At 67.0% G+C, this 15,879-nt stretch carries 14 protein-coding genes and 1 tRNA gene; 8 read left to right on the top strand and 7 right to left on the bottom strand.

The window, feature by feature from the left end; translation table 11 throughout:
- Positions 1 to 2: 2 nt before the first annotated feature.
- From selA to IFU00_10230, 5 genes are all read left to right on the top strand, one after another.
- Complete coding sequence (selA, locus tag IFU00_10250) at positions 3 to 1,460, top strand: L-seryl-tRNA(Sec) selenium transferase (protein MBD8542664.1); 1,458 nt, start codon at positions 3 to 5, stop codon at positions 1,458 to 1,460.
- The gene (selB, locus tag IFU00_10245) at positions 1,457 to 3,376 is read left to right on the top strand and encodes a selenocysteine-specific translation elongation factor (GenBank protein MBD8542663.1); all 1,920 of its coding nucleotides are present in this window, start codon (positions 1,457 to 1,459) and stop codon (positions 3,374 to 3,376) included. Before selA ends, selB begins: the two co-directional genes overlap by 4 nt.
- Positions 3,377 to 3,419: 43 nt before the next feature.
- Positions 3,420 to 3,515, top strand: a tRNA-Sec gene (locus IFU00_10240).
- Positions 3,516 to 3,550: 35 nt separating this feature from the next.
- On the top strand, positions 3,551 to 3,997 hold the full coding sequence (locus IFU00_10235; protein ID MBD8542662.1) for a glycine cleavage system protein H: 447 nt from the start codon (positions 3,551 to 3,553) through the stop codon (positions 3,995 to 3,997).
- A complete protein-coding gene (locus IFU00_10230) occupies positions 3,994 to 4,380 on the top strand; it encodes a DsrE family protein (GenBank protein ID MBD8542661.1) in 387 nt (128 codons plus the stop codon). The genes IFU00_10235 and IFU00_10230 overlap by 4 nt, the downstream gene beginning before the upstream one ends.
- Here the strand turns inward: IFU00_10230 and map are convergent.
- From map to IFU00_10215, 3 genes are all read right to left on the bottom strand, one after another.
- On the bottom strand, positions 4,377 to 5,150 hold the full coding sequence (map, locus tag IFU00_10225; GenBank protein MBD8542660.1) for a type I methionyl aminopeptidase: 774 nt from the start codon (positions 5,148 to 5,150) through the stop codon (positions 4,377 to 4,379). The two genes, IFU00_10230 and map, sit on opposite strands and share 4 nt — an antisense overlap.
- A complete protein-coding gene (locus tag IFU00_10220; protein MBD8542659.1) occupies positions 5,147 to 5,365 on the bottom strand; it encodes a ParD-like family protein in 219 nt (72 codons plus the stop codon). The genes map and IFU00_10220 overlap by 4 nt, the downstream gene beginning before the upstream one ends.
- 319 nt (positions 5,366 to 5,684) lie before the next feature.
- Positions 5,685 to 8,915 (bottom strand): discoidin domain-containing protein, encoded by a 3,231-nt coding sequence (locus IFU00_10215; protein MBD8542658.1) that lies wholly within the window; start codon positions 8,913 to 8,915, stop codon positions 5,685 to 5,687.
- 368 nt (positions 8,916 to 9,283) lie between these two features.
- On the opposite strand from IFU00_10215, the gene IFU00_10210 reads away from it, so the two are divergent.
- The 3 genes from IFU00_10210 (at position 9,284) to IFU00_10200 (ending at position 12,678) form a co-directional block, all read left to right on the top strand.
- Positions 9,284 to 9,919, top strand: a complete 636-nt coding sequence (locus IFU00_10210; GenBank protein MBD8542657.1) for a hypothetical protein — start codon at positions 9,284 to 9,286, stop codon at positions 9,917 to 9,919.
- Positions 9,920 to 10,051: 132 nt separating this feature from the next.
- A complete protein-coding gene (locus tag IFU00_10205) occupies positions 10,052 to 11,026 on the top strand; it encodes a protoheme IX farnesyltransferase (GenBank protein ID MBD8542656.1) in 975 nt (324 codons plus the stop codon).
- Positions 11,027 to 11,121: 95 nt separating this feature from the next.
- Positions 11,122 to 12,678, top strand: coding sequence for a trehalose-6-phosphate synthase (locus tag IFU00_10200; protein ID MBD8542655.1), 1,557 nt, complete (start codon positions 11,122 to 11,124; stop codon positions 12,676 to 12,678).
- 35 nt (positions 12,679 to 12,713) lie between these two features.
- Here the strand turns inward: IFU00_10200 and IFU00_10195 are convergent, their stop codons facing one another.
- Genes IFU00_10195 through IFU00_10180 form a run of 4 tightly spaced genes read right to left on the bottom strand, consistent with a single transcriptional unit; the run spans position 12,714 to position 15,817 of the window.
- On the bottom strand, positions 12,714 to 13,427 hold the full coding sequence (locus IFU00_10195; GenBank protein MBD8542654.1) for a glycosyltransferase: 714 nt from the start codon (positions 13,425 to 13,427) through the stop codon (positions 12,714 to 12,716).
- Entirely contained in the window at positions 13,424 to 14,038 is a 615-nt protein-coding gene (locus IFU00_10190; GenBank protein ID MBD8542653.1) for a class I SAM-dependent methyltransferase, read from the bottom strand. The genes IFU00_10195 and IFU00_10190 overlap by 4 nt, the downstream gene beginning before the upstream one ends.
- Complete coding sequence (locus IFU00_10185) at positions 14,031 to 14,804, bottom strand: PIG-L family deacetylase (GenBank protein MBD8542652.1); 774 nt, start codon at positions 14,802 to 14,804, stop codon at positions 14,031 to 14,033. The genes IFU00_10190 and IFU00_10185 overlap by 8 nt, the downstream gene beginning before the upstream one ends.
- Complete coding sequence (locus IFU00_10180) at positions 14,792 to 15,817, bottom strand: acyl-CoA dehydrogenase (protein ID MBD8542651.1); 1,026 nt, start codon at positions 15,815 to 15,817, stop codon at positions 14,792 to 14,794. The genes IFU00_10185 and IFU00_10180 overlap by 13 nt, the downstream gene beginning before the upstream one ends.
- Positions 15,818 to 15,879 lie beyond the last annotated feature (62 nt).

Below are 15,879 nucleotides of genomic sequence, written 5' to 3'. Positions count from 1 at the left end.
TCATGTCGCTCAACGAGTCCGTGGTCCACGGCTCGAAGGCGACAGTCAAGGAGTTGCCTTCGATCGATAAACTGCTGCGCTTGCCATCGGTGCAGGCGCAGCTGTCTGCCCACGGCCACACGCTGGTCGCCGGGCAGGCACGCGCGCTGGTCGACGACCTGCGCGCACAGGCGCTGGCCGGCGTGCTTGCGGCAAGCGCAGTAACGCCCGATGCGTTGGGCGAAGCGCTGGCCGAGCGCATCGCTGCGCGCATTGCGCCGCGCATGCGCCGCGTGATCAACCTGACCGGTACGGTCATCCATACCAATCTGGGCCGCTCCGTGCTGCCGGACGTGGCGATCCGCCACCTGACGGCCATGATGGCCGGCCCGAACAATCTCGAATACAACCTCGACAGCGGCTCACGGGGCGATCGCGACAGCATCGTCGAAGGCTTGCTGTGCGAAATCACCGGCGCCGAAGCGGCGACGGTCGTCAACAACAACGCTGCGGCGGTATTGCTGTCGCTGGCCGCCCTGAGCGGCGGGCGCGAAGCGATCATCTCGCGCGGCGAACTGGTGGAAATCGGCGGCGCGTTCCGCATGCCGGACGTGATGGACAGCGCCGGCGCGCGCATGGTCGAAGTGGGCACCACCAACCGCACGCACCTGGCGGACTACGAACGCGCGATCACCGAGCGCACGGCGATGCTGATCAAGGTCCACACCAGCAACTACATGGTGCAGGGCTTTACCAGTGCGGTGACTGAAGCCGAACTGGCGCCATTGGCCCGCGCCCGCGGCGTGGCGCTGGTGTCGGACCTGGGCAGCGGCTCGCTGATCGACATGGGCAAGTACGGCTTGCCGCAGGAACCGACGCCGCAGCAGATGCTGGCGGATGGCTGCGACGTGGTCATGTTCTCGGGCGACAAATTGCTGGGCGGCCCGCAGGCGGGCCTGATCGTCGGCACGCGCGAACACATCGGACGCATCCGCAAGTTTCCGATGAAGCGCGCGCTGCGGCTGTCCAAGCTGCCGCTGGCGGCGCTGGAAGCGACCTTGCAGCTGTACCTGCAACCCGAACTGCTCGTGCGCGAATTGCCGACGCTGCGCTGGCTGACCCGCACAGAGGAGCAGGTGGCGGTGGCCGCAAACGCGATCCTGGAGCCGCTGCGCGCTGCGCTGGCGCCGCGCTATACGGTCACGCTCGAACCGATGCTGAGCCAGATCGGCTCGGGCTCGCTGCCGATCGACCGCCTGCCATCGTGCGGGTTGGCGATCGCGCCGGTGCTGTCCGGCAAACGTGGCATGGGCACCGCGCTCGACGCGCTGTCGGACGCGCTGCGCGGCTTGCCGGCGCCCATCATCGGCCGGATTGCCGACGACCGGGTGCTGCTCGATTGCCGCTGCGTCGACGATCCAGGCGAGGTCATCAATCAATTGGCTGGCCTGCGCCTGGCCATCATCGGAGAAGCCCCATGATTGTCGGCACAGCAGGTCACATCGACCACGGCAAGACGGCGCTGGTGCGCGCGTTGACGGGCATCGACGCCGACCGGCTGCCGGAAGAAAAACGGCGCGGCATCACCATCGAACTCGGTTACGCCTGGATGCCGCTGGAAGACGGCCGCCGCATCGGTTTTGTCGACGTGCCGGGTCACGAAAAGCTCGTACGCACGATGGTGGCCGGCGCCAGCGGCATCGACTTCGGCTTGCTGCTCATCGCAGCGGACGACGGCCCGATGCCGCAGACGATCGAGCATGCGACGATCCTGTCGCTGCTGGGCGTGCGCCGTGGCGCGGCCGTGATCACCAAGATCGACCGCGTGGAGCCGGCGCGCGTCGCCGAGACCGAAGCCCGTGTACGTGCACTGCTGGCCAGCAGCGGGCTGCATGCGTATCCGGTGCTGCACGTTTCGAGCGTGCGCGGTGACGGTATCGACAACTTGCGCGCGGATCTCGTCGACGCGCTGGCGCACGCGCCAGGTGACGGCGTGGAGGGCGCGGGTTTCCGCATGGGCCTGGACCGTGCCTTCACGCTGGATGGCGTCGGCACCGTGGTGGCGGGCAGCGTCTCGGCGGGCGGCGTGACGATTGGCGACACGTTGTCGCTGGCGGGCTCGCCGGACGATACCTACCGCGTGCGCAGCCTGCAGGTACACAGCCGCGCGGCGCAGGCGGCCCAGGCGGGCCAGCGCTGCGCCGTGGGCCTGGCGGGCCTGGAACGCACGGATGAACTGCGTGGCCAGGTGCTGTGCGATCCGGCCATTGCGCTCACCACGCAGCGGATCGATGTCTGGCTGCAGGTCGCCGCCACCGAAGACAAGGCGCTGCGCTCGGGTACGCTCGTGCATCTGCACGCGGCCACCCAGGATTGCCTGGCGACGGTGGCCGTGCTGGGCCAGCCGTCCATCGCCCCGGGTGCCGGCGCGCCGGCCCAGCTGGTGCTGCACAAGCCGGCCAATGTCTGGCATGGCGACCGTTTCATACTGCGCGACGCGTCGGCGGTGCGCACGGTGGCCGGTGGCCAGGTGCTCGATCCACTGGGCCCGATCCGTTACCGGCAGACGCCCGAGCGCCTTGCGTATCTGGATACCCAGCGCGCGATTGATCCGCTGACCCGACTGCAGGGCGCGCTGGCGCAGGCGCAGTACGGCGTCAATGGCGCCACCTGGCTGCGCAGCAGTGGCCTGGCGCGCTGGCCGTTCGATCTGGCAAGCGTGCCCGACATCGTCGTGGGCGCTGGCGGCGAGTGGCTGATCGCCCGCGCGCGCCTGGATGAAGCGCAGGCCGGTCTGCTGGCGGCCTTGCGCGATTTCCACGACAAGTATCCCGATGAAATCGGCCCCGACGTACAGCGCGCGCGCCGTCTGGCCGCGCCACGCATGCCCGAGGCCCTTTGGCTGCAGCTCACAGGCCACATGATCGAGGCCGGCGTGCTCGCGCGCCGGAATGGCTTCCTGCATTTGCCGGAGCACGGTGTCGCCTTGCGCGCGGCCGAACAGATCGTGGCCGAACACGCGCTGCCCATGCTGCGCGAAGGGCGCTTCGATCCGCCGTGGGTACGCGACATCGCGTTGCAGGCACGGTTGCCCGAAGCGCAGGTCCGCCAGGTGCTGGGCCGCATGGCGCGTGGCGGCGACGTGTACCAGGTGGTCAAGGATTTGTTCTATCACCCGGCCGTGATGTACGAACTGGCGGCGCTGGCACGCAAGCTCGCTGCGGAAGAAGCCGGTGGCCAGGTTACGGCCGCGCGTTTTCGCGACCTGACGGGCCTGGGGCGCAAGCGCGCGATCCAGATCCTGGAGTTCTTCGATCGCATTGGATTGCTGCGCCGCGTGGGCGACGCGCATCTGCTGCGGCCGGGAACGTTGCTGTTTTCAGAGAAAACGCTGTGACCCTGACGCAATTTTCCAGTACAAGGTAAAATCCCGGCTCAACGGAAGGAAATCGTCCCTGGTGGGGCGGCTGGGCTTCAAACCCAGTTGGTGGCGCCATGCGTCGCCGGGTGGGTTCGACTCCCGCATCCTTCCGCCATCCTTTCTGTTGTTGTTCCTGTTCTACACACTCCTATGATCATCCTCGGCTTCGACTATCCGGACGACTGCTATTTCGACCTCGACAACGATATGTGGTGCCGCCCGGTGGGTGACGGCCGCATGCAGGTGGGCGTGAGCGCGTTCGGTGTGCAGATCAGCGGCAACCATTTCTATATGTGCCGGCCCAAGCCGGTGGGGAACGAGGTCGAGCAGGGCAAGACGGTGGGTGTCGTCGAGCTCAGCAAGACGGTCGTGACGATCAAGACGCCAGTCTCCGGGTCGATCGTCGAGATCAACACGGCGCTCGAGGAAACGCCCGAACTGATCCATCAGGACCCGTACGGTGCCGGCTGGATTTCCGTGATTCAGGCCACCAACTGGGAACGCGACCGCTCTCGGCTGGCGCATGGCGCCGATCTGGTTGAGCAGGCCGAGCGGCGCATGCGGCTCGAGCCGGTCGATGACTGGATCAAGCCGTGAATCCAGCCCAGGCGGGTCTGGCGATCATGGTCTGGTCGTGCGACCTGACCCGGCCCGAAGCGTTGACGACGCCGTTCATGACGGCGCAGGCCGCAGCGGCGCTCGACATGCCCGTCAAGATGTTGTTCACGAACCAGTCGGTCGCGTGGCTGCTGCGCCAACATAGCGCACGTCTGACCGGCTTCGGTGCTGACCGCTGGACGGTTGCGCGGCACCTGGATGCGACGGTTGACCTGGGCGTTGAGATCCGCGCCTGCAGCCAGGCGCTCAGCGCACTTGGCGCGGACCTCGCTGCGCTGTCGCCCCAATGTGCTGGCGTCGAAGGCATGGTGACGTTTGTCGAGCAGGGCAGCGCGCCCGGCTGGCGCATGCTGGTGTTCTAAGCCGTCAGCATTCCGGTTTCTTCAGGCCGCAGCGTCAACACCGCCACGCCGGTCCTTGTGACTGCCACCGTGTGCTCGAACTGCGCCGACAGCGAGCCGTCGCGCGTCACCACTGTCCAGCCGTCGTCTTCGGTGCGCACGCTGCGACCACCGCGATTGAGCATCGGCTCAATCGTAAACACCATGCCTTCGACCAGCTTCAGGCCCGTACCCTTGGCGCCGAAGTGCAGCACCTGCGGTTCTTCGTGCATCTCGCGCCCGATGCCGTGGCCGCAATACTCTCGCACGACTGAACAGCCATTGCGCTTCGCATGGCGCTCGATCGCTGCGCCGATGTCACCCAGGCGCGCACCCGGCCGCACGGCGCGGATGCCTTTCCACAGCGCTTCATAGGTCGTCTGCACGAGGCGCTTGGCCGCCAGGTCGACCGCGCCGACCAGATACGTCTTGCTGGAGTCAGCAATGAAGCCGTCTTTTTCGAGCGTGATGTCGAAGTTGACGATGTCACCGTCCTTGAGTACATCGCGCGTGTTGGGCACGCCGTGGCAGACTACGTGGTTGATCGAGGCATTGAGCACGAAGCCGTAGTCGTACTGACCCTTGCTGGCCGGCCGCGCGTGCAGCTCGTCGACAATGAAGCGCTCGACGAGCGTATCGACATCGAGGGTGGTCATGCCCGCGAGGGTCAAGCCATCGAGCATGCCGAATACCGACGCCAGCAGGCGTCCCGATTCGGCCATCAGTGCCAGTTCATGCGGCTGCTTGGTCATGCGACGCGCAACCCCGTGACGAGTGGCGGCACCGCCACGCCGGCGGCCGCCAGTTCGCGCGCCATGATCTCGTTGAAGCTGAGCGATGGATTGGTTTCGGCCAGCATGCCGACCTTCAGCCAGAATGCGGCCTGTGCGTTGATGGAGCGGCACGACACCTTGGTGGCGAGCCGGACCTGATCGTGCAGGTCGCCGTCGATATTGACAATGCCCATGGGCATACTCCTTAAATGAATCGTATACGAAGTATATATTAAATCGCCGGTGGAGCCAAGGGAAACCGGTCACTGCACAGCCGGGGTCATGCACAGCCGGGGTCAGGTCTGACATTCAGACACGGCCTCAGCGTGAGCCACGTCCAATCGTGTATCGATCAGCCTTGGCATAGCCCAATGCCGGCGAGTTTCGACTATCCAGCTGTCGAGATCGTGTCCGAATGTCAGACCTGACCCCCCGCTTTTACAGTGCAGAATATGCGAGGCAAAAAAAGCGCCGGGCTGCGAGCCCGGCGCCTTCGTTACATCAGAGCGAACATTACAGCGAGCGCAGGAACGCCAGCAACGCCTCGCGTTCCACCGTCGCCAGCTTCTCGAAGCGCTTGCGTGCGGCGGCGGCTTCGCCGTCGTGCCACAGGATCGCTTCGCTCAGGGTGCGCGCGCGGCCGTCATGCAGGTAGCCGACCTTGCCATCCTTGCCCATCACCTTGTCGCTGTAACCGATGCCCCACAGCGGCGCGGTGCGCCACATGCTGCCGGTGGCTTGGCCCTCGACGTAGTTGTCTGCCAGCCCCGGCCCCATATCGTGCAGCAGCAGGTCGGTGTACGGCCGGATGGTCTGGTCGCGCAGCTCCGCGAACTGGTGCTTTGCCCCGGTCTTCATCGACGCCGTGTGGCAGGCCACGCAGCGCATCGTTTCGAACAGCTTCTGGCCCGTGGCAACCTGGCGTGTGTCGACCCGGTGCTCGTCAAGTGGCGCGACGCCTTTCGGGAACCCGCTGGCCAGGCTGCGCTGGGCCGGTACGGCCAGCAGCGCCAGGTAGTTCGAGATCGACTGCAGCTCCGCGTCCGAGATCCCGCGCTGGCGGGGCGCCGTGGCGCATGCGGCCGGGTTGGCGTCGCAAGACAGGCTCGGGTAGACGGGCGACGTCACCGCCATGTCGGCCAGCAGCGCCGACGCGGCCTGGTGGCGTAGCGTGGCCTTCGACGCTTTCCAGCCGAAGCGTCCCAGGCGCACGGCGCCGGTTTCGGGATCGAACACGAAGTTGGCCGTACCGCGCACGCCGTCGCCATCCGGGCTCGAGCGCACCCGCGCCAGGATGTTGGCTTCGGGAATCGCCTCGAGCAGACCGGTGCCGATCATCGGCTGGGCCGCACGCAGCGAGACGGTCTCCGGCACCGGGCCATCGAATGCGATTTTGGGCTTGCGCAGTTCGACGTTCGTGCCGTCCGCCAGCTGGACCACGCGGGTGTCGAAGCCGGCCACGCGCACGCCGGTGCCCCAGTTCTGCGGGGTGCCGTTGCCGGAGACCGCATTCATCTGCACCGTGGTGCCATAGGTCGGATGCGGCAGTTGCTGGCCCTGCGGACCAACCCGCGCCACGCGCACCGCCATCCCGTCGAGGCGCTGGTTGATCGCCGCCGGGGCCGGGCTGCGGCCATTGCCGACGTGGCAGGCGATACAAGCCGACTGGTTGAAGCGGCCGCCCTGCAGACCCACTGCCGCCGCGTAGCGGTCGTTGCCCGGTTCATTGTGCTCACCGGTGGTGAAGTTGGTGTGGAGCAGGCGCCGGCCTTCGACGAAGCGCTGCATGTTCTGCATGCCGACGTTGTTGTGCGGCTGCTGGAACATGAACAGGCCATTGTCGCTGTAGTTGTACGACACCGAGCCCAGGCCGCCCGACAGTACGTCGTCCGGCAGCGGCACCGAGTTCAGGCGCGGCTGCACCCCGTACCATGGGCGCAGGCCCTGGCCGACGACGTAGCTCCATTCCTGCGAGTAGTAGCGGATGCCGCCCGTGTCACCCAGCGCGCCCAATGCCTCGCGTGTGGTGAAGTACGATGGCGAGACTTCGATGATGTCGCCCTTGACGAGCGGCCGGCCCGGCACGCTGCGGCCGGTCCTGAAGCCTTCACTATTGAGCTCGCTGTGGCCCGGGTAGTCCTTGACCAGCAGGGTGCAGCCGCCATTGATGCCGTTGGCGCTGGCCAGCCGGTTATTCTGCGGATAGGGCGTCGGCTTGCAGATCGGGATATCGTTGTTGACCAGTTCGCCGGGCCGCATCCAGCCGTAGCCGGTCGAATGGGGCTCGTCAAACTGGCGGAAAAAGGCGACGCCGCCCTTGAGGAAGTCGACCGTCGTGTACTGGTTCACGACCAGCGTCGGTTGCGTGACGCCCGCAACACGGCTGTTGTCGATGATCTCGACGCCCCAGGTACGGTTCTTGTGATACTGCGGGACGAACGTCAGGTAGTTGCCCGGGCCCTTGTCAACGGGCAGGCCGCTGGCCGGATCGATCGTGTCGTTCGGGCCGTAGCCGATCTCGTTCCACTCTTCGCCGCGCTCGCGGCCATGGCGCGCCAGGCCACGGGCGCCGAAGCGCGTCACCAGCGTGCCGTCCGCCAGCGTAAATTGCAGCGATTCGATCGGCTCGGCCGTGCCCGGCAGTGGGCTCAGGGCAGCGCCATTGGCCGGGAACGCCACTGCCGACGTCGGTGCATCGGGCAGCGTATTGTCGCTGCCCGGCGTCTTGAACTCGACTTCAAACAGCGAGTAACCGTATTGCGTCGCGCGCGCGACACCCTGCAGGCGCAGGTAACGGGCGCGAAAACCCAGATTGAAGAATTCCTCGACGCCACCTTTGCCGGTGCCGACATGGCGCAGCTGCGTCCATGCCACGCCGTCGTTCGACGTGAGCACCGTATACACCTTGCCGTACGATTGTTCCCAGTTCAGCTTCATGTAGCCGATTGCGGCAGGCGCGCCGAAATCGAAATTGATCCAGGCGCCGTCCTCGGGCCGGCTCGACCAGCGCGTACCCGGCTTGCCGTCGATGGCCATGCCGGCCGCCATGCCGCCGTTCTCCGGCGTCGACGACGTCGCAGCGACTGGCTTGATGGCGACGCCGGGACGGGTCAGGTCAACCGGCAGTTCCGGCGCCGGCTGGCTGGGGCTGGGCGTCGGTGCTGCCGGGGTGCCGGCAAACGCCTGGAGTTCGAGGATCGAATAGCCATACTGGCCGGCGCGCTTGACGCCCTTCATGCGCAGGTAGCGGCCCTGGCCATTCAGTCCCGTGAAATCCTCCGTACCCCCGACACTGTCGGTGACGCTCTTGATCGTGGTCCAGCTGCCGCCGTCTTCGGACACCTGCAACAGATAGGCGCTCGCATGGGCGGCTTCCCAGTCGATGCGCACACGGGTGATCGTCTGTGTCACACCGTAGTCGAGGGTCAACGATTCATCGTCAGTGAAGCGGCTGCCCCAGCGGGTCGTGTTGTCGTGGTCGATCGCCGCCGGGCCGTCGAGATCAGGCCGCTCGGCCGAGCTGGCCTGGGCCTTGACCGGAGTCAGCGCGGTCTCGGTGCTGGCGGACACGCCGGCCACGGTCCTGAACAGGCTGGCGCTGGCGTTCTGCATGACGGCAACAGGCGACTCCGCCGTGCCGCCGCCGCAACCCGCCAGCAGTAGCGGGAGCAGCAGGATGGGTGCAAGTGGCACGCCGGGCATGCGGATGCGGCGTGACGACTGCCCGCGAGGCAGTTGATCCATGGTGAAACTCCTTCGTATGAACGTCGATGGGTGAACTTCAAACTGCTTTCCGCATGCCCCGACCATCTACGCCGACCGGGATCGTTATAATTGCTCTATGGCAATTATTGACCATAAGGTAACCGACCGGTTGAAGACGTGTCAAGGAATCTGCGCCGATGTGACAGTTCCACGCCTGTCGTCTCCAATAAATACCGTCCAGGCCCGTCGCATTTCTCCAAAAACCAATCGTGCGCGACCTGCCAATTCGTACAATTGCGAATTAGCCCGTTCAACTGGGCAATACTTTTGTAAGCGGAGAGACGATGGGGCGATTATTTTCATGGGCGAAGGCGCGTCCAGCGCAGTGGGCGCTGCTGGCAGCACTTGTGGCTTGTTACCCCGCGAGCCTGCTCCTGCCGCTTTCATGGGGCCGTGAAGCCGGCGTTCTGGAGAACCTGCAGGTGCTGGTATTGCTGAGTGGCTTCGTGCTGGCGGTGGTCGTCTTCATACGGCGTCGCCCGGAACGCACGGCGATGCTGGCGCTGTGGGCCGCGCCCGTCTGGTTGCTGCTGGCGGGCCGTGAGCTCAGCTGGGGCCGCGCCTGGCGCGCCGTGCCCGGGTTCGATGCGGCGGGCAGGGCGCTGCCACCGGAGCCGCTGTGGTTCCAGCCGCTGGTCTGGCCCGGCGCGGCGTTGCTCATCGGCTGGCTTGTCTACAGCGCATGGCATTACCGCATCGACGAGGTGGTGCGCGTGGCGTTCGTGCGCAGCGCGCCCTGGCTGCTGCTGTTCGTGGCGCTTGGCGCCGCCGTGGGGTCGACCTGCGCCGAGGGGCATATGTCATGCCATATCGATCTGATCGCGTCACGGTCACAGGTCTTCGAAGAACTGGTCGAGCTGCTGGCCTACGTGGCGCTGTGCAGTCTGCAAGCGGTTGTCCTGCGACACCGGGTGCCGGCCATGGGTCCACGCCATGAGCACGGCGTCGATGCGCGCGCTGCTCGCGCAAAAGAGGTGCGCTGAACCGGTTTTGCTGGTGGCGCGCATGTGGCTCGCTTGGCAAGTAGGACAAATTGCCCGTTGGTCGCGCCGCCGTTTTCCTCTAGCATGATGGGTTCTGTGAAATGACCACCTGCCTGCAGCGGTCGCCCGATCATGTCGAATTCAAAAGTTGTCGAAATCCCGCCAGCCGCCCTGGCCATTCCTGATGTCGCTACTGGCGTCGTTATTGGCGCCTCGCCCGCTGGTGGCCTGGCGCAGCGCGCCGGCCAGTACTGGGCGCTGACCAAACCGCGCGTGACGCTGCTGACCGTGTTCTGCGCCGTGATCGGCAGCCTGCTGGCCACCGATGGCGCACCCTCCTGGTCCGTGTTGCTCTACAGCGCTGCCGGCATCTGGCTGCTCGCCGGCGCCGCCTTTGCCGTCAATTGTCTGCTGGAAGCGCAGGTCGATGCGCGGATGACCCGCACGGCGCGCCGGGCCACCGCGCGCGGCGACCTGGGGCCAGCCCCGACGGTCGTGTTTTCGCTGGTGCTGGGCGGTGCCGGCGCGGCCTTGCTGTACACGCAGGTCAATCCGCTGACGATGTGGCTGACACTGGCCACGTTTGTCGGCTACGCCTTCATCTATACCTTGCTGCTGAAACCGGCCACGCCGCAGAACATCGTGATCGGCGGGTTTGCCGGCGCCATGCCGCCGGCGCTCGGCTGGGCGGCGGTGGCCAATGGCGTACCGCTCGAGGCATGGTTGCTGGTGCTGATTATCTTCCTGTGGACGCCGCCGCATTTCTGGGCGCTGGCGATGGCGCGGCGCGACGACTACGCGCGCTCCGGCCTGCCGATGCTGCCGATCACCCACGGCATGGCCCACACGGGCCAGCAGGTATGGCGCTACAGCGTGGCGCTGGCGGTCGGGACTGCGCTGCCATGGGCGGTGGGCATGAGCGGGCTGTTCTATCTGGCGTGCGCGTGCGCGCTGAACGCCGTGTTCCTGCGCCATGGCTGGCTGGTTCACAAGCACTACAGCGACGCGATCGCGCGCAAGGCATTTGCCTGGTCGATCGTGTATCTGGCGCTGCTGTTCGGCGCGCTGCTGGCCGACCATTACCTGACCTTGCTGATGGCGGTTTGAGCCACGTTGGGTTCGTCATCGAACAGAAGCGGAGAACGCTAACATCTTAAGCTGTTCCCATGACAGCTCGATACCACTCCGCCCCCACGACGAGGATGCGCAGCAATCCGGCGCCTCTACCCCTTCCAACCTTTCCGGGCGAGCGCCGCAAGATCGCGCGCCCCACAGCCTTGCTGCCCGAGGACGTGCGCGACAGCGCCGACCTGGCCCGCCTGATTGAACAACTTGGCTGTGGCGACGACCTGATCGTCGTATCCAACCGCGCACCGTGCGTGCATTCGCAGACCGGTGACGGCGTCAATGCCCAGCGGCCCGCCGGCGGCCTGGTGACGGCGCTCGAAGCCGTGCTGTCCAAAGAAGGCGGCTGCTGGATCGCCCATGGCAGCGGCACGGCCGACCGTGCCACGGTCGACGCCAACGACCACGTCCTGCCCGAGCATCTCGATGCGCCTTACCGGCTGCGCCGCTTGTGGCTCAGCGATGCCGAAGTGGCCGGCTACTACGATGGCCTGGCCAACGAGGCGTTGTGGCCACTGTGCCACCGCACCGGCGTCGCGCCGACCTTCCGCCTCGACGACTGGTCGCATTACGTGGCCGTCAACCGCCGCTTTGCCGACGCTGTGATTGCCGAAGCCGCAAGCGAGCGGCCGGTGGTGCTGGTGCAGGATTACCACCTGGCGCTGGTGCCGCAGATGGTGCGTGAGCGGTTGCCGGACGCCGTCATCATCCTGTTCTGGCACATTCCTTTCCCCACCCCGCAGGTACTGGCCACGTTCCCATGGGCGCAGCAGATGATGTCGGGCTTGCTCGCCAGCACCGTGATGGGCCTGCAAACGCCGGCCGATCTGACCAACTTCAGCCTGGCGCGTGCTGCCATTCCCGGGGCCCAAGGCCGCGGCGCGGCACACGCCGGCGCCTATCCGATCTCGATCGCGTGGCCGGCGAGGAATGATGTGGCCACACCTGGCGTGCGTGACGCGGTAGGCAGCCAGTTCGGCATCGCGCCTGGCGTACGACTGCTGGTCGGTGTCGATCGCATGGATTACACGAAAGGCTTGAGCGAGCGCCTGCAGGCGTTCGAGCTGCTGCTCGAGCGGCGGCCCGACTTGCGCGGGCAAGTAACGCTGCTGCAGATCGGCGCGCCATGCCGCTCGGCACTGGCCGCCTACCAAACGATCACGCGCGACGTGGGTGCGCTCACGCAGCGGATCAACGCACGCTTTGGCAAGGACGACTGGCAGCCGGTCGTGCTGCACGCGCAGAGCGCGGATGCAGCCACCGTGACGGCCTGCTACCGCGCGGCCGACGTATGCCTGGTCACGAGTCTGCATGACGGGATGAACCTGGTGGCGAAGGAATTCGTGGCGGCCCGTACCGACCTGCGCGGCGCACTGGTGCTGAGCAGTCAGGCTGGCGCTGCCGCCGAATTGCACCAGGCTTTGATCGTCGATCCGCGTGACATCGCCGGCATGGCGCGCGCCATTGAACGTGCGCTGGACATGCCGCCGGATGAGCAGACCCGGCGCCTGCGCGCGATGCGCGGTGTCGTCAGTCAATACACGGTGTTCCGCTGGGCGGCGCAGCTGCTGGTGGATGGGATGCGCATCGCTGCGGCGCGCCGGATGGTTCGCAGCCACGTTCATGTAACGTAATCTGGCGGGGCGTCGCTGGCCGCCCCCGACGACGCTCAAGTCGTCGTCAGGGGCACTTCCATCTCGCACGTCACGGCCAGCAGCGTGTCGCCAAATCCGCCGCGTGCCCGGGCATCGAGCCTGGCGCTGGTGAACACGCGTGGCAGCGCGCTCCAGGCGAAGCGGGCGCCCGACAGTTCCAGCGCCCGCACCAGCAGCACGTCTTCATGGCAGGCCACTGCCGCAAAACCCCCGGCCGCCTGGTAGGCCAGTGCGCACACGCCCAGGTTCGCCCCGTGAATGTGACGGTGATCTTCGCGGTCGTGGTAGGTGCGGGCGAAATGCTCGCGCAGCAGTTGCGCCTTGTCCGCATGGGGCGACCAGTCGTCGACCGCCACCGAGCCACAGACGACTTCGGCGCCCAGCGTGACCTGCACGGCCAGCCATTGCGGCGAGACGCGCGTGTCGGCATCGGTGAACGCAAGCCAGCGCGCCTCTGCTGCAATCAGGTGCAGCGCGCCGGCAGCACGCGCGCTGCCCACCTGGCGCGCGGAGATCTCCAAGGCGTCGAGCCGGCAACCGGCCAGCGCGAACGCCGTCTGCCATTCGCGGACGATCGCGGCGGTGCCGTCCTCGCAGGCATCGAGCACGACGCACACGATGACGGGTTCGCCGGCCAGTTGCGGATGCGTCGCTGCCCGCAGGACGGCCTGCAGGCAGGCGCCGAGGCATGCTTCTTCGTTATGGGCGGGGATGGCGACGCCGATCATGCGCGTTCTCCCTGTACTCCCTGCAGCGGCGCTACCGGGCGCCAGACGTCGAGCACGAACGCCTCGTCGCGATGGTGCAGCGAGCGGCGCAGGCCGGGCAGCGCGTCGGCGAGATCGTGCACGGTCGCCGTCGGCGTGATGCGGTCGTCGAAGTCGTGGAGGTAGTGGCACAGCACGAGTTCACCGTCCGGCGCCAGGTTGGCCGCAGCACCCGCCAGCATCGAGGCGATCGCGTCTTCGTCGAAGTAATAAAGCAGTTCGCTGAGCACGATCAGGTCGAAGGTGTCGTCCAGTGGCCAGTCGGCCGGCAGGCGGCGCGCCTCGAAGCGGATGCCGCGCGTGGCAGCGTCGGGGACGCGGCGCCGTGCGGCGTCCAGCGCACTGGTGGCGCCGTCGCACGCCAGCAGGCACTCGCAACGTCCGGCCAGCGCCACGCTCATTTCACCGTTGCCGCAGCCAGGCTCGAACGCGCTGCGGTAACGCGGCTTGCCCAGGCTGGCGAGCAGGATCGCGCGTTTGCGCTGTTCATACCAGGCGCCGCGCACGTCCCAGGGATCGTCCGATGCGGCGTAGAGAGTTTCGAAATGGGCCAGAGGTTGGGCGTCACGCATGATCAGGGAAGTAAATTTCAAAAGGATGCAGGACGCGTTCCATGGCAAACGCGGGCAGGATGGGCGCTGCGCCGCTGCTGGCGTCGCCCTCGATCTGGCTGTGGAAGCACCCGAGGGCGGCGCGCTTGTGCGCCAGAACGTCAGCGGGGACCGGCAATTTGCGCGCCTGGTTCATGGGCATTGCGCCGTCGCCCGGCGCACTCCAGTGCCAGCCCCAGACCGGCGCCTGCAGCACGCGGGCACCGCGCTGGTGCGCGATGGCACTGCAGGCCAGCGCCGTCGATTCGTGGTCCGGGTGGCCGTCGAAGCGCCAGGTCGTGATGACGATATCGCCCGGCGCGATGATTGCGGCCAGCTGGCGCTCGAGTGCGGGCGCGGCCGCCGTGACGCCGCCGTCCGGGATATGCAGGCGTCGCACGCGGCTGGCGTCGATGCCCAGGTGGGCCAGGGCGGCATTGGTTTCGTCGGTCCGTGCCTGGCGCAGGCGTTCGGGCGGCCACGCAGGCGAGCCGGGATGGCTGGCTTCACCATCGGTGACGGCCACAATCAGCGGTGCGTCGCCCCGCGCGGCGACCAGTTGCAGCAAGGCGCCGCAGGTCAGGATTTCGTCATCGGGATGGGGCGCGACCACGACGACGCGCGTGCCCGGCGGGATCAGCGCATCCAGCGTAATCTGCGGAACGGCGGCCAGCGCAGCGTCGCGCGCCCAATCGTCCGCTGCCGGGCCGGTGCCCCCAATATGACGTGATCTATTCACAAGGTCCATGGTGCATCCTCCAGCGCAGTGACGAGCTTGCCGACGGCTTCCAGGTCGCGCTCCGCATGGCTCTGGCGCATGAAGACCGGCAGGTCCGCATACAGTTGTGCGAGCGCGGCATCCTTGCACAGCGGACCGGCGCCCAGTGCGCGGCCAACGGCACGCAAGACCGTGTTGGCCGTCGCTTCAACACTCAGGCGGACTGTCATCGCCGTGCCCATGGCGTTCGCGTCCGGTGCGCTGTCGATGGCTGCCGCGGCCTCGCGGATCAGCGCGGCGCAGCCTTGCAGTGCGACCGAGACCTCGCCAAGTTGTGCCAGGCGATGGGGATCGCTGCGCTCGGCCAGCCGTTCACGCAGCGCATCGGCCAGACGCGTGGCAGCGCCGAACCAGCATGCGGCCACGCCTGCGCCGCCGTGCCAGAAACCAGCCCGCTCAACATAGAAGCCCGGACCAGCCAGTGGCGTGGCCACGGCATCATCGAACCAGACGTCGACGCTCGCCGTGGCGCGCATGCCCACCGCGTTCCAGCCGTCGTCGGTAACACGCACGCCACGCTGGCGCAGGTCGACTGCCGCCAGCATCGGGGCCCCAGCGTCATCCCAGCAACTGACCACCGCATGCGTGACGCCATGCGCCCCCGAGCACCAGGCCTTGCGACCGCGCAGAACATGGCGGTGATCGACGGCCAGCAGAGCCAGGCGCGCATCGGGTGGTTCCGCACACCAGGTGCCCCAGGTAGCTTGCGGGGTGTCGGCCAGCGCGTGCGCCTGTGCTTCGTGCAGGATGGCCAGCGCATCCGTATGACCTTCAAACACCTTCGCCAGGGGCAGATCATGCGCGCCAACGGCGGCGAGCGCCTGCCAGCGGGCGAGCGTCGCACCGTGGCCGGGCAATGGCAGGCGTGCATGGCCAGCGCGCACGAGTTCGCACAGCGCCTCGGTCGGGGGCATGCCGGCAAGGCTGGTCAAGCTGCTGCGCAGGGTGGTCAGTGCAGGGACGGTTGAAACAGGATTCTGCATGGCGATGTGTTTTTATGGCAACGATCTGATCCTAGCAGGCCAGGGGCGATTTCGCCTGTTCG

It is taken from the genome of Oxalobacteraceae sp. CFBP 8761 (assembly GCA_014841595.1).
Classification (GTDB): Bacteria; Pseudomonadota; Gammaproteobacteria; order Burkholderiales; family Burkholderiaceae_D; genus Telluria.
This window is presented reverse-complemented; position numbering and strand designations above follow the sequence as displayed.

Excerpts from the sequence above, each read along its gene's own strand:
- IFU00_10195 (MBD8542654.1), bottom strand. The coding sequence starts at position 13,427 with ATGATCGGCGTCGCCATCCCCGCCCATAACGAAGAAGCATGCCTCGGC.
- IFU00_10180 (MBD8542651.1), bottom strand. The coding sequence starts at position 15,817 with ATGCAGAATCCTGTTTCAACCGTCCCTGCACTGACCACCCTGCGCAGC.
- IFU00_10220 (MBD8542659.1), bottom strand. The coding sequence starts at position 5,365 with ATGGGCATTGTCAATATCGACGGCGACCTGCACGATCAGGTCCGGCTC.
- selA (MBD8542664.1), top strand. The coding sequence starts at position 3 with ATGTCGCTCAACGAGTCCGTGGTCCACGGCTCGAAGGCGACAGTCAAG.
- IFU00_10235 (MBD8542662.1), top strand. The coding sequence starts at position 3,551 with ATGATCATCCTCGGCTTCGACTATCCGGACGACTGCTATTTCGACCTC.
- IFU00_10185 (MBD8542652.1), bottom strand. The coding sequence starts at position 14,804 with ATGGACCTTGTGAATAGATCACGTCATATTGGGGGCACCGGCCCGGCA.
- selB (MBD8542663.1), top strand. The coding sequence starts at position 1,457 with ATGATTGTCGGCACAGCAGGTCACATCGACCACGGCAAGACGGCGCTG.
- IFU00_10200 (MBD8542655.1), top strand. The coding sequence starts at position 11,122 with ATGCGCAGCAATCCGGCGCCTCTACCCCTTCCAACCTTTCCGGGCGAG.
- IFU00_10215 (MBD8542658.1), bottom strand. The coding sequence starts at position 8,915 with ATGGATCAACTGCCTCGCGGGCAGTCGTCACGCCGCATCCGCATGCCC.
- map (MBD8542660.1), bottom strand. The coding sequence starts at position 5,150 with ATGACCAAGCAGCCGCATGAACTGGCACTGATGGCCGAATCGGGACGC.
- IFU00_10205 (MBD8542656.1), top strand. The coding sequence starts at position 10,052 with ATGTCGAATTCAAAAGTTGTCGAAATCCCGCCAGCCGCCCTGGCCATT.
- IFU00_10190 (MBD8542653.1), bottom strand. The coding sequence starts at position 14,038 with ATGCGTGACGCCCAACCTCTGGCCCATTTCGAAACTCTCTACGCCGCA.